Origin of the sequence: Staphylococcus sp. T93, assembly GCF_016743875.1 — a bacterium.
In the GTDB taxonomy this organism is placed as follows: Bacteria; Bacillota; Bacilli; order Staphylococcales; family Staphylococcaceae; genus Staphylococcus; species Staphylococcus aureus.
The window spans coordinates 756950-770410 of record NZ_CP068247.1 but is presented as its reverse complement, the minus strand read 5'-3'; the positions used below and the strand labels follow the sequence as shown (position 1 = coordinate 770410).

The 13461-nt window shown below is 27.5% G+C and carries 19 protein-coding genes and 2 pseudogenes; 2 read left to right on the top strand and 19 right to left on the bottom strand.

All coding sequences use genetic code 11. The annotated features are described in order from the left end of the window. Positions 1-131 precede the first annotated feature (131 nt). Positions 132-320: a hypothetical protein gene (locus JG553_RS03775; protein ID WP_001027143.1), complete on the top strand. Its 189-nt coding sequence runs from the start codon at positions 132-134 to the stop codon at positions 318-320. A gap of 112 nt (positions 321-432) precedes the next feature. On the opposite strand, the gene JG553_RS03770 is transcribed toward JG553_RS03775, so the two are convergent. From JG553_RS03770 to JG553_RS03745, 6 genes are all read right to left on the bottom strand, one after another. After that, a complete protein-coding gene (locus JG553_RS03770; protein ID WP_000202390.1) occupies positions 433-1035 on the bottom strand; it encodes a response regulator in 603 nt (200 codons plus the stop codon). Continuing rightward, positions 1032-2123 (bottom strand): sensor histidine kinase, encoded by a 1092-nt coding sequence (locus tag JG553_RS03765; protein ID WP_000670300.1) that lies wholly within the window; start codon positions 2121-2123, stop codon positions 1032-1034. The genes JG553_RS03770 and JG553_RS03765 overlap by 4 nt, the downstream gene beginning before the upstream one ends. Before the next feature lie 3 nt (positions 2124-2126). Then, on the bottom strand, positions 2127-2858 hold the full coding sequence (locus JG553_RS03760; protein WP_000603968.1) for an ABC transporter permease: 732 nt from the start codon (positions 2856-2858) through the stop codon (positions 2127-2129). After that, positions 2827-3735, bottom strand: coding sequence for an ABC transporter ATP-binding protein (locus JG553_RS03755; RefSeq protein WP_000593436.1), 909 nt, complete (start codon positions 3733-3735; stop codon positions 2827-2829). The genes JG553_RS03760 and JG553_RS03755 overlap by 32 nt, the downstream gene beginning before the upstream one ends. Before the next feature lie 174 nt (positions 3736-3909). After that, entirely contained in the window at positions 3910-5391 is a 1482-nt protein-coding gene (gene cls / locus JG553_RS03750) for a cardiolipin synthase (protein WP_001212860.1), read from the bottom strand. Positions 5392-5448: 57 nt separating this feature from the next. After that, entirely contained in the window at positions 5449-5646 is a 198-nt protein-coding gene (locus tag JG553_RS03745; protein ID WP_000435068.1) for a hypothetical protein, read from the bottom strand. A gap of 269 nt (positions 5647-5915) precedes the next feature. On the opposite strand from JG553_RS03745, the gene JG553_RS03740 reads away from it, so the two are divergent. Further along, positions 5916-6941, top strand: a complete 1026-nt coding sequence (locus tag JG553_RS03740) for a threonine aldolase family protein (RefSeq protein ID WP_000622700.1) — start codon at positions 5916-5918, stop codon at positions 6939-6941. 548 nt (positions 6942-7489) lie between these two features. On the opposite strand, the gene JG553_RS03735 is transcribed toward JG553_RS03740, so the two are convergent. The 13 genes and pseudogenes from JG553_RS03735 to JG553_RS03665 form a co-directional block, all read right to left on the bottom strand. Next, positions 7490-7681 carry a hypothetical protein gene (locus JG553_RS03735; RefSeq protein WP_001053371.1) on the bottom strand — a complete coding sequence of 64 codons (192 nt, stop codon included), beginning with the start codon at positions 7679-7681 and terminating at the stop codon, positions 7490-7492. Positions 7682-7687: 6 nt separating this feature from the next. Continuing rightward, positions 7688-8038, bottom strand: coding sequence for a polymorphic toxin type 50 domain-containing protein (locus tag JG553_RS03730; protein ID WP_000891995.1), 351 nt, complete (start codon positions 8036-8038; stop codon positions 7688-7690). A 40-nt stretch (positions 8039-8078) separates the two neighbouring features. After that, positions 8079-8273, bottom strand: coding sequence for a hypothetical protein (locus tag JG553_RS03725; protein WP_001217295.1), 195 nt, complete (start codon positions 8271-8273; stop codon positions 8079-8081). 10 nt (positions 8274-8283) lie between these two features. After that, a pseudogene (locus JG553_RS13320) lies at positions 8284-8931 on the bottom strand (minor capsid protein); the annotation flags it as partial. 70 nt (positions 8932-9001) lie between these two features. After that, the gene (locus JG553_RS03710) at positions 9002-9139 is read right to left on the bottom strand and encodes a hypothetical protein (protein ID WP_000600812.1); all 138 of its coding nucleotides are present in this window, start codon (positions 9137-9139) and stop codon (positions 9002-9004) included. A gap of 382 nt (positions 9140-9521) precedes the next feature. Further along, complete coding sequence (locus tag JG553_RS03700) at positions 9522-9644, bottom strand: hypothetical protein (protein ID WP_001790531.1); 123 nt, start codon at positions 9642-9644, stop codon at positions 9522-9524. A gap of 34 nt (positions 9645-9678) precedes the next feature. After that, positions 9679-9927 carry a hypothetical protein gene (locus JG553_RS03695; RefSeq protein ID WP_000906224.1) on the bottom strand — a complete coding sequence of 83 codons (249 nt, stop codon included), beginning with the start codon at positions 9925-9927 and terminating at the stop codon, positions 9679-9681. A gap of 425 nt (positions 9928-10352) precedes the next feature. Then, positions 10353-10602: pseudogene (locus JG553_RS13315) on the bottom strand (minor capsid protein); the annotation flags it as partial. 75 nt (positions 10603-10677) lie between these two features. Beyond that, positions 10678-10929 carry a hypothetical protein gene (locus JG553_RS03685; protein WP_000956747.1) on the bottom strand — a complete coding sequence of 84 codons (252 nt, stop codon included), beginning with the start codon at positions 10927-10929 and terminating at the stop codon, positions 10678-10680. A gap of 128 nt (positions 10930-11057) precedes the next feature. Further along, the gene (locus JG553_RS03680) at positions 11058-11162 is read right to left on the bottom strand and encodes a hypothetical protein (protein ID WP_000477492.1); all 105 of its coding nucleotides are present in this window, start codon (positions 11160-11162) and stop codon (positions 11058-11060) included. A 511-nt stretch (positions 11163-11673) separates the two neighbouring features. Next, entirely contained in the window at positions 11674-11859 is a 186-nt protein-coding gene (locus JG553_RS03675; RefSeq protein WP_000006110.1) for a hypothetical protein, read from the bottom strand. 427 nt (positions 11860-12286) lie between these two features. Further along, complete coding sequence (locus JG553_RS03670) at positions 12287-12397, bottom strand: hypothetical protein (RefSeq protein WP_001788716.1); 111 nt, start codon at positions 12395-12397, stop codon at positions 12287-12289. 700 nt (positions 12398-13097) lie between these two features. Further along, entirely contained in the window at positions 13098-13304 is a 207-nt protein-coding gene (locus JG553_RS03665; RefSeq protein ID WP_001002340.1) for a hypothetical protein, read from the bottom strand. Positions 13305-13461 lie beyond the last annotated feature (157 nt).

Sequence of the window (13461 nt, the reverse complement as noted above, 5' to 3'; positions counted from 1 at the left end):
CCTACTTCTCTTTTTTCATTCCGATTAATCATATAAAAGTTAAGAAATATCGTCAATAGCCATATCTACATATTTCAATATTTTGGAAAGCTATAGCATGATATAATGTTATTGTTAAGGAGTGAAAATAAATGAACATTTCAAATGAAAATACAGTCACATTAATTGCAGTAATTATCGCAATTATCATTGGTATTTTCCTACAAATATTTTTCAAATTACCATTAATAGTGACGGCAGTACTATCTATTTTATTGGGTATCTTTGTAGGCTTTATCGTTTACTTGATTGTTTCGTTTTATAATAAGCGAAAAAATTAGTTAACAAATCTAAATTGCGAGTACCAAAATAAAAGTATTGAGTAAGATTTTGATTATTGACTCACTTTCCAAGTCTCTTAAATCAAAACACTCAATACTTTTTTGTTTGTATTTAGATCCAGCCTTTTTCATTTGCCTTTTTCCAAGCATCAAAACGATTATCTGCAAATAATTTATCAATTATAACAGATGTATAATTTCTAACTGTTCCATCTGTCAAAAATAATTTTTCACTTATTTCTTTACTACTTAAACCATTGCCAATTTCCCTTAATACAATTTGTTCTTTGGGCGTTAATGGGTTTTTATCTACAAAAAATGAAGTCATCAATGTGGCGCTATATTCTTTCTCTCCGTTATTTACTTTATTAATGGTTTCCACCAATTCTTCTATAGAACGTTCTTTTAAAACATATGCATCCACATCATTCACAACTGCTTTTTCAAAGTATCCCGGTCTTTTAAAAGTTGTTACAATAATCACTTTAATATTCAAATGCTTTTTTCTAATTTCCGCTAAAACTTCAAGTCCAGTCATGCCTGGCATTTCTATATCTAAAATAACAACGTTAGGATTATATTCTTCAATAAGTTTCATTGCATCGAGACCATTATCAGTATCTGCTAAAATTTCAAAATCACCATGTAGTTTAATTAATTGAACCATTGCCTGTCGTAACATATTTTGATCTTCTGCAATAATTAAAGATGTCATGCTATTCCTCCTGTTGAGATTTCAATGATTATTTTAGTTCCATTTGTTGAGTCGACTGCTAAAGTTCCATTTAAATGTTGTACACGCTGTGAAATACTTTTCACCTCACAATCACTATCGATACCTTTGCCATCATCTTCAATCATAAGCAGTAATTTATGATTGTTTACAGTTTTTAATTTACCATGAACTTTTGAAGCATTTGCATGTTTAATAACATTATTTATCGCTTCACGCGTAATCATAACTAACATAGATTGTTTAGTAGGACTTAATACTTGCGCTAATTCTTTATTTTCAAATGTAAAATCAATATCAGCATCTTTTAAAACTTTACGTATACTATCAATCTCTTCAATAAATGATGGTAATTTTACATCATCAATAATTTCTCGAACTTTGTTCAATGATTCACGAGATAATTTATTAATTGCTAATAATTCAGCTTTTACTTTTTCTACATCAGCATCTATTAGTTTATAAGCTAATTCTGATTTTAATGATAAACTTGCAAACACATGCCCTAACGTATCATGTAAGTCTTGACCAATTCTATGTCGCTCTTGTTCAGCAATTAATGTATTAATATGTCTATTTTTTTCTGCTATTTCTTTTTGATATTCACGGTTTTTCATTTTTTTAAAATTATCTAGCATTATTAACGATATAACGACATAATAAACCATCATTGCAACAAAATAGTTGTTATACAATAAGTACGTTATTATTGTACATATAATCATTGTTAGTATGAAAAGATTAGTTGCCGTTTTTTTAACATTATTTTTAAAAGTAAATGGAACGGCAAAAGCACTATAAAAGAAAAACAAACTTAGCATTGGATGTACACTGAAAACAAAATAACAAATAATAAAATAATGAATAATCAACAAAATGTAAAACATTAATGTATTAAGTCTATTATTTACTATAACTAATATAAGATACGACAACGAAAAGACAATGACTGATATAATATACAACCATTTGGGACCATATACTTCATTAAAAAATATACCGGCAATAGGAAAAATCAGATAAAGTATAGACGATATTTCAGCAATTGAAGTATCTTTTAAAAATTTCATATTTTATTCCGCCCTTTTAAAATGACTAATACAATATACTGCTATTATACTCCCTAAAGCATACAAGAGTATTATAGCAAATGATATTAAATTGATATGATGATTTGAAGCAATATCTACACCTAGTTTACGCAAATGATAGCTCGGTAAAACATGAGCAACATGTTGAAGCCAATTTGGAAATGTGTTTATCGGAAACCACAATCCACCTAATACTGCTAAACCAATTGTTACGATATTAGCTAAAGCACTTGTTTTTTGAATATCATTTAACAAAGAAAATAATATGCCAAAAGTTATTAATAGAGACGCACCTAACCATAAAAATATTCCTGACTCTAACCATTGAACTGCACTCATTGCAACACCTTTATAAAAATGTCCAACCATAAAAATAACTAATATCGCTATTGCAAATTGCAGCATAGTTTTCACTACTTTTGAAATATAATAACTAGTAAAAGTAAATGGTGTTACCATTAATCTTTGGCGCCATTCATTTTGTTTTTCATTAATAATATCTAATGGAAAAGTTAGTAAACTAAAACTTAACAAACTATAAACCGTCATACTATACATATACTCTTTATAAAATTTAGGTTTAACATCTTCCGGCAATTCCAATATCGAAGTAAATAATATATAGAATATAACAGGAAATAAAATAGATAATATTAATGTTGTTTTTTTACGCATTATAACTTTAAATTCGATTTTCAAGTAACTTAGTATCATAATTAGATCCCCTTTGCTTTTTATTGTTGAAGTATGAATCAACAATTGAGACTTTTTGTATTTCAATATCATCCAAATTAATATGAAGTTGTTGAAGATATAAAATCGTATCATTTACATTTGAAGTAATAATTTTGATAGTGCCATTATGATTTTTTTGAATAACTAAATCATCTTTATCTAGTTTTAACTTTCTTATATATTCATCGGATAACGTAATCTGAGATTGCTGATTGGTTCTAATATGTGACGTTGAATCATTAAGTATTATTTCTCCATTTTCAATGAGAATAATTTTGTCTGACATACGTTCGACTTCTTCAATATAGTGCGATGTATAGAGTATCGTTCGATTATCTTCTTTTAAATTTTCAATAATTGACCAAAAATATTCTCTAATTTCTATATCCATAGTCGATGTTGGTTCATCTAATAAGATCAATTGTGGTTGTCCGATTAAAGATAATACAAAATCGAGTAATCGTTGTTGACCACCAGAAAGTTTATTTACAAATTGGTTCAGTTGACTAGAATCAAATTTCGTCAGTTCTATTATTTCTTCCAATGGTAATGGATTTTCGTAAAATGATTGATATAAGTTGATAATCTCAATAACTTTTAATTGATCTGGAAACATCGTTTTTTGGAACATTATACTGCGATTTTCACTTTGTAATAACTTGTCTTTATCAAATATCTCACCAGAATTAGCATTAACATTACCAATTAATATATCAATTAACGTTGACTTTCCAGCACCATTTTTTCCAATTAAAGCGATACATTTACCTTGTTCAATATCGAACGAAATATTTTTTAGAACACATCTTTTATTAAATGACTTGTTGATATTAGATATTTGAATCAATTTAATCACCTCTATTTTTTTCTTAATTTAATATTAGTAAATTTATTAGATTTAAAATAGAACACTTTGTCATAGATTTGAAATGACAAATGTCATTATTAGATTTACATAATATATTTATCGTTATTTTAATTTTGGGCAAAATAAAAAGAGCCTCTATAATCGAGACTCCTTACAAATAAATTATAAAATTGGCGAAACTAATTTTGCTAACGATTCTTTGAATTTAACAGACAGCGGTCTATTGGCATATGATTCTTTGGTTAGTTGTTTTGATTTTGTAATATCATGTTCATAAGCCACCCTTAAATCTTTAGCAAGATTTTCATCATATACAAAGGCATTTACTTCAAAATTTAATTCAAAACTTCTAAAGTCCATATTTGCTGTGCCCACTGATACGATTTCATCATCAATTAAGCACATTTTAGAATGTATAAATCCATTTTCATACGTATAAATTTTAACACCACTTGATAATAAGTCAGAGGCATTTGAAAATGTCGCCCAATATACTAATGGATGATCTGGCTTACATGGAATCATTAAATGTACATCTACACCTGATTTAGCAGCAATTTTAATGGCATTTATATATGAATTATCCGGAATGAAATATGGTGATTGTAAATATACAGATTTCTTTGCACTCATAATCATTTTTGTATAACCGTATTCAATTTGATGCCAGTCACTAGCCGGGCCACTTGCAGCTATTTGAATTGGTGAATTGCCCAATGGTCCGTTCTTTTTAGGGAAATACTTAACATCATATTCAAATTGTGGACGGTGCGCTTGCGAATTCCAGTCTAAAATAAATCGCAACTGCAGTGCATCAACCGCATCCCCTTGTATACGTAAATGCGTATCTCTCCAATATCCTAATTTTCCTAATCCTAGATATTCATCACCAATGTTAAATCCTCCGACATAACCTAGTTGACCATCGATTACGATGATTTTTCTATGATTTCTATTATTCATTCTGAAATTCAATAACGGTAATTTTGAAGCAAAAAATGCTTCAACTTCTCCACCTAACGATTTAAAATGATCAAAATTTGCCATCTTAACATTTTTAGATCCAACATCATCATATAATATTTTTACTTCTAGACCTTGTTTCAATTTTTCTTCTAAAGCATGTAAAATTCTTTTACCTAAACCATCTAAAGCGAAAGTATAGTACTCTAAATGGATATATTCTTTTGCATTTTTAATATCTTTTAAAACTTGATCATATAAATCATTTCCATCAATGAAATGATCAACTTTATTATTTTCAGTTAAAAAACCATCTTGATCCATCAAAAGCATACGTACTAAATCATGATGTTTTTGAACTTGTTTGTTATCAGTACCATAATTACCTTTATCAAAGCTTTCTATTTGTTGTTTTAAAAGTCCATCGAAATCCGTTAACACGTTACCATTGTTTTTATTCAATTTGCGTGCCGAAACGGTTCTACCAAAAAACAAGTAAAGAATAAAACCAATCAATGGTAAGACAAAAAGTACAAATAGCCATGCCCAAGTTGAACTCGCTGTACGCCTATTTCTTTCTAAAAAGATAATAATAAAAGCCAATACTAAATTAATGATGAATCCAATGGCTAAAATAATAGTAAATAACGTTCCTAAATCGTTTGAAAATGTAAATCGCATAGTCTTTTCTCCTATAAAGAAAGGCACAAAAAAACATTTTGCACCTTTCACGTCATATTATTTATTCACAGATAAAGTTAAAATTGCATTGAATTCTTCTTCATTATTTGGGAATGTTCTTTCTTCTATTTCTTTAATAGTAATATTTACTAATTTTAAATTTGTAGCTTCTTCAGAACTTAAAAAAGCATTAATGTTTTTTTCTAATAACTCTAAAGTCTCAGCTGTAAAAGTTTTAAGTTTAATTTGTTCCATTTAAATCCCCTCTTTTCTCTATTTCCTAAATCATAGAACTTTTAACAGTAAAATTCAATCATTAATACATGTGTTCCAGCATGAAAAGTCGCTGTGATAAAAAATTAATTAATTTTCATAATGTATTGTTTGATGTATAATATATTTATTCAACTTCGCGATAATGCGATACAAACTTTAACCATTCATAATACATTTTAAATATCGAACTAGTTTTGAAATTGGTTTATCTTATTAAAATGTTGATATTAGTTTTAGGGGGAAATGTAGTGATTTCATTCGAAAATGATTATTTAGAAGGTGCTCATGAAAAAGTATTAAAACGATTAGTAGATACAAATCTTGTACAAGCTTCGGGATATGGCTTTGATCAATTCACAGCTCAGGCAATTGAAAAGATTAAAGATACAATTGACTGTCCAAATGCTACAATTCGTTTTTTAGTAGGTGGAACACAAACCAATCAGGTTGTTATTAATTCAATGTTAGAAAGTTACGAAGGGGTCATTTCAGCAGACACTGGTCATGTTGCTGTGCATGAGGGCGGTGCAATTGAATATAGTGGACATAAAGTAATTACTATACCCTCTAAGGAAGGAAAAGTTAGTGCTTCAGATGTTGAAACTTACATGGAGACATTTAAAAGTGATTTTAAAAAGGACCATATGGTATTCCCAGGAATGGTATATATTTCTCATCCTACAGAATATGGCACATTATACTCTAAATCAGAATTGGAAGAGTTATGCAAAGTATGTAAGCAATATCAGCTTCCATTATTTATGGATGGTGCACGATTAGGGTATGGATTGATGAGTGACCAATCAGATATGACTATTAAAGACATCGCTAAATATTGTGATGTATTTTATATAGGTGGTACGAAGATAGGTGCATTATGCGGGGAAGCCATTGTTTTTACGAAAAATAATGAACCGAAACAATTTACCACTCGAATCAAGCATCACGGTGCCCTTTTAGCAAAAGGACGGTTAACAGGCATACAATTTTTAGAATTATTTACGGACAATTTATATTTTAATATAAGCAGACATGCTATCGAAATGGCAAATAAGATGAAAGACGGGTTTAAAAATAAAGGCTATCGTCTTTACTTTGATTCTCCAACCAATCAACAATTTTTTATTTTAAGTAACGAGAAAATAGCAGAGTTAGAACAAAAAGTTAAATTTGCTGTTTGGGAAAAATACGATGATCAACATCGTGTTGTTAGATTCGCAACCAGTTGGGCGACAACCGAAGAAAATTTAAATAAACTATTAGAATTAATCTAATAATGCTGTTATATGTCATCTGGTAAATCATTTATTAATTAATTAAGATCAGTTGAGTAGATGTGTTTATTTATATATGAAACTGCTCATTTGTAGCCGTTGATGATATAAAATTACATTATTCCAAAACAAGGTACTACAGATTATTGAGTATCTTGTTTTATTTTATATATTTAAAAATGTTAATTTGTGCTGTATTTACTTTAATTTGACGACATTTGAGAAGTATTATGATGGTTGTAGTTATTTTATGAAAGTAATGTATTAACAATCGAATTACTAAGTCTATATTGGTAGGAATATCGATGTTTAGTTTAAATGGAATGCACTATTTAAGTTTTTAATATGGAGATGTTTGTGACTTTTCGATGATTAAGATTTTTATAGGTGTGCATCATTTCAAATAAACTTTGTGTTTAAAATTGAGCTTAGGAAATCGATAGGTTTAGATGAGGATATTGTTGAAGTTATGTGTCTTGTATCCTTAGTTGTTATAAAAGCGCAAAAAATAGCACCGCTTTCTCTTTATCTGTGTAGAAAGGATGCTATTATTGTAAAACAATAGTTTTAATTTTATTTTCTGATATATCATATGTAATTCTACCTGTATCAATTTCTATCGAATTATAACCATCAAAATTATCAACTTTATCATCAAAGTCTATCACTTTTCCAATTAATATTTTATTATTAGTAAGCGTTAATTTGACTAATTTGCCTATGTATGACTGTAAATTCATATTTAATCACTCCTTTTTAATATACGGAACTACATGAAAACCAGTTTTAGAATAATGAACCTTACCTAATTTCGTTTCAATATATTTACCATTCACATAAGATTTACCTATTATCTTTTTATAATCTATAACTTGTTTTATTCTAAAATTCCCTTCATCATCAAACAAAACTGGAATATCAATAAATTCTTTTTTAGTCATCTTTTCACTTTCATTAGAATCTATTATAGTATAACTTGGTAATAAAGATGAATTATTTTTCTTATTATTATATTCATTTGTGCATAAAATATGACGCTTTTGCTTAACATTATTCAATTTCATCGTCATTTTACCATTACTTATCATTTCAAGCATTTCTTTTTTAGCTTTTTGTAGAAAGGATGCTATTTTGTAATTATTTTAATAATCTAATACTTTTTATCTCAGTTTCATCAAACGAATAAACAGCAAAATCAGTCTGTATATCTACAACAAGATTTCCTGTTTCGCTCTCGAATTCATTTTCATAGTCAGTTACAAACCCTTCGTATTCTTCATTATTCAAAAGCGTGATAATAACATCTTTACGATATGCATCTTCAATTCTCAATACTTTTCACCTACTTATCAATATAAGGTACTATATGAGCACCTGTCTTCGAATAATGCACTTTTCCCTTTCTGGTTTCAATATACACATTTTCGATATGTATTTTTCCAATAATTTGATTAAAATTAATAATCTCTTTCAAATCAAATCGCTCATCACTTAATATTAGATTGCCTGTTGACATTTTTTCTCTTAACAATTCATTCAATAAATCTATAGAAAGTATTGTATAGCTAGGCAATTTCTTATTATTTAAAATGGCTCTTTTTTTATTTTCATTATATAGGTGATGACCTAACATATATCTATTTTATTTTCCGCAATTTATTTCTATTTTTATTTTACCATTTTTAATCATTTCTTTCATCTGGTTTTTAGCTTTTTCCTGTAATTATGCTTCTTTTACTTCTACTTGATATTTACCTTCACGCTCTTTAAAGAACTTGTCCCGCCAATTGCCAACATGTGGCACTGTGGTACTTCTACACCAAGGATGCATAGGTGGCGCATTCACACCTGGTATCATATCTTTAACTTTAAATATTTTTCCGTTAAGTGAATGACATAATTTAGATGTTTTACTATCTATTTTGGCAACATATTTATATTCGCCATCTTCACCAAGTTCTTTTAAATATGTTAACTTTTGTGCTTCTGCATTTTCAGTAAATAGTTAAAAAAGCGTATAAAAATAGCACCACTTTCTCTTTATCTGTCTAAAAAGGATGCTATTTATCTTTTGAATTTGAATTCTTTTTCGCTTTTTCTATACTTTCAAATTCTTCAACTAATTCTTTAAAAGATTCACTCAATTCTTTTGCAGTTACATTTCCATCTAATTGTGAATCTAACATAATTAAAATCATCTCACTTTATATTTAATCATATTTATACTATAAAGTTTTTTCAATAATTTTTCAATATGGCTATCATTAATGATATTAATATGCGTAAAATATTTAGCACAAAATTTACTCACTATTTTACCATGAAACCTATTTGACTTGGTAATAAATTTTACTTGTCCCTTATTAGTAACGATTGTCATTGATTTTATTGATGGATGCTTAAAAAATGTAAATAAATCATATTCTGAAAATCCTGACTGTCCAGGATGGTTATGTAACATAACAATTGAATTCGGTTTACTGTTAAATAATAATTCGGTTGCTTGTTACCCTGGCACAAAAGATACACTATCTTGATTGACATATACTTTTGTAAATTTACCATCTTTTAACAAATAAGCTACTTCATTGCTATCATTGTTTTCCATGAGATATACCTCCGTTTATAGTCTGTCGACTGATATTCCATACTTGCTTTTAAAATGTCATCAGCACGTTTTGGACAATAAAAAATAACCTTCACATTTGAAGGTTAAAATTTTTAAAGTAAACTTTCTTTATCCCCATGCTACGAGTTCAGATTCAGGAAATAGCCCTTTACTAGTATTTATGTATATTCTGTCTATGGCATGAATAAAATAATTATCTCTTGTATTTTTTTCTAAACTAGATTTTTCAGCATTGATAACTTCAAGACTATCTATATCCATTTGAATAATACCAGGCTTAATATTTTCATCATTATTAGGAAAATATTTATATGTAACACTTTTATCATTAATTTCTTTTATTTTTAATATTAGCAATCATTTCCACCTCTAATTAATTAAAATACTATAATTATATTTTATTTCTGTAAGTTTATGTGCCTCTATATAGTGTAAATTATACTTATTCATTAGATAGTGTTCAAGAGCTTCATGTTTCTACATTATTATATCCATTTTTTTAATATTTTTCCCTTCTCTTAAACGTTGCCAACTTTGAGCCATATAAAAGTCAGGATCAAATTGTTTAAATCCACTTTCTAATAAATACTTATTTTCAAATATATGTTCATAAACTCTTTGAATTAAATTTTTATTTATATTAGTATTTTTAGCAATTTTAGAAATCTCTATCTGTTTATCTCGATTTCTAACTGAATTATAATAAATTTGAGCATGTCTGTTCCTTTTGATACCGTATTCATCACTTTTATTATTAAGTGCACCTGATTCAATAAAACAACCTTCTACTTGATATTTACCTTCACGCTCTTTAAAGAACTTGTCTCGCCAATTGCCGACATGTGGCACTGTGGTACTTCTACACCAAGGATGCATAGGTGGCGCATTCACACCTGGTATCATATCTTTAACTTTAAATATTTTTCCGTTGAGTGAATGACATAATTTAGATGTTTTACTATCTATTTTGGCAACATATTTATATTCGCCATCTTCACCAAGTTCTTTTAAATATGTTAACTTTTGTGACTCTTCTTTTTCAACGAATAATGAAAAAAGCATATAAAAATAGCATCGCTTTCTCTTTATCTGTGTAGAAAGGATGCTTTAATACCATGCTATTTTATAATTTTCGGGAAATTCTTGCTTCTCGATAAAGTCTCTTACTACAGAAAAAGACTTATTACGATATAACATAAAATATTCTTCATTTTCTATTTCAGATAATGAGAAATCTATAACCTCTGCATCTTTTTTATTAAAAGTTACTGAACCTTTACCGTTACTTATATCATCTTCAGGTATATATTCATATATTATAACCTGTTCATCTTCTTTCAATTTTATTAATGTAAGCATTTAATCCACCTTCTTTTTTATAAAAATTGAATAATCGTATTTTTTTGATACAATTTTATGTGCATAATCATAGTTGAAATTATACTTATTCATCAAATAATGTTCAAGCGCCTCATGACGCAGCAGTATTAAATCTTGTTTTTTATTGTTTTTCCTTCTCTTAAACGTTGCCAACTTACTGCGATATTATATTCTGGATAATAACTTAAAATCGAATAATTCACTTTGAACATAACAACTCACTCCTTGTATAGTGGTGAAGCAAGTATTATTATTAAATTGTAGGAGGGAAAGTCCCTCCTGACTGATTAACGCTCGAATGTCCATTCAATCTTTATAAAGTAGAGATTTATTAAGATTAACAATTTGGTACATTTGAGCTTTTTTATTTCCTTCACTCGCACCTTCTTAAACTTATATGTTCATTATACAAATATAAAAAGCTATAACAATTTAATGAAAATGCCCCCTTCGAAGTCGACATTGAAAAAATGAAAACTTTGAAGGGAGCATTTCAAGACGATCCATTCCAATCTTTTTTATCATTTAAAACTTAACACTTATTTTCCCTTATTCGATGCTAATTTCGTGCAATAAATTCTAAATGAAACGACATACTCCTTTTTCACAAATTGGAATCTACTATTTTTGTATTTTAATTATTATAATATCCATTCACCATATGATTTTTATTAATAGTTAAATCAAATAAACATAGCTTGATTAATTTATACATTAGTTAAATTACAAAACTTTATTGGCATATTCATATAATTTTTCTGTTGTATTCAGGGTTAGATTATCTACTTCGCGTTTGCCCTGTCTTAATTGTGAAAGTACGTATTGAGAAACTCCAGTTTTTTTAGAAATTTCATATCCTGTTAAATTACTTTCAATTAATTCAATTATTTTTTTCTTGTATTCTGACATTTTTTCATCTCCATATCTGTACAATGTTTTCTGCTTTTTTTCGAAATTCTGTGAACTTAACGTATTTTTTATCTATAAATGATTTTATTATTTTTCTATTCATTAATGGCTATCATCACTTCATAATAGTTAAATTTTATATTTTCAATTTTTGTTTCTACATATTAACGACTTTTCATCATCAATTACTTTGTCAAAGATAAACGATTTGTCTTGTATACCTTACGCCTTTTACAAAACTTCAATGTTTAGTATTCATTGAAGTTTACAGCCACTTCTAAAGTTTAACCTTTTATGTATTTTTATTAGATTAGTGTCTTTCAATATTCAAACTACTAACTCCAGTAGTCTATTAAATTTGAGATATTGAGATATCTTTAGAATTTAATTTTTCCGGAGTCATATAGACTTCTCAAATACTATACATTTATTTCATAATTTTGAACCCTAATATTACTAAAATAATTATAAACGTCCCTATTAAAAATTCTATTTTCTCTTTTTTATTTGTTTTTCGCACTTTAATAGTCATCTTCATTTTACTAATGGTGAGAAAGTAATATTTTATTCAAAGAATATGACTTCATATTAAATCAAACCTCACATTCTTATTAGATTGCAAATTCAATAGTCCTACCAGAATTGAAATCAAAACATTCAAACTATTTTATCGTTTTAACTTCCTCGACCATTTTCACCTCCTTATAATCTATATAAATTATGTTTACCACACGATTCTTTACACTCGAAAAATTAATTTTGTTAAGAAACATTTAGCCATGTAACTTTGTAATAAAAACATTTTCAAATAAATGTACCAAAAACTTTCATGAAATAAAGTATACTTTTCAAATCTATTAATTTTAGAATCATAAAACCAAATGCTATATTACAATATAATTATCACAAATCATCATATATGCCAATTACACAATTTAATATAAAAAATTGTCAATGAAAAATTATGTGCATAAACATTATTACAAAATATGTATAGTATAGAATACTGCATTAAAGTTAACTTATTTACTGTGTTCAGCCTTTTATATCATCGCTTAAAGATCATTCAAGATTTAATGGCAATGATAATTTCATAATATGCATTTTTGATTATTTAACCATGTACAATTTCTAAAACTAAGAGATTATCTTATTGAGGTGGACAAAACGTGGACAGACAACCATGAAATCATTAGAAATTTAATTTCTTGTCCACCTAACCTAACAAAATATTTTTGTTAACATTCTGTTTTATTTTCTAATGTTCTTTGATATTCATATAACTTGATTATCGTTTTAAATTTAGCTTCTTTTATTTTAGTTTTACCTACCTTTAAATCAGTAACTGTTTGACGTGGTACACCTGAGTTTTTTGAAATACTATATGGTGTATTGTTAGTTAATAACTTTTCTATTTCACTTATAATAGTTTCAATCTCATTCATTATTAATCACACTCTCTTTCTATTTATAATTATAATAATCCTAATGCAGTAACTACGTTTAGCAATACATTGTTTTTTTCTAGTTGCCAAACTAGTTAATTCATAAACTAATACCTAATAGTATTGGCGTTTTTTTTATATATTGATAAAATTTCTT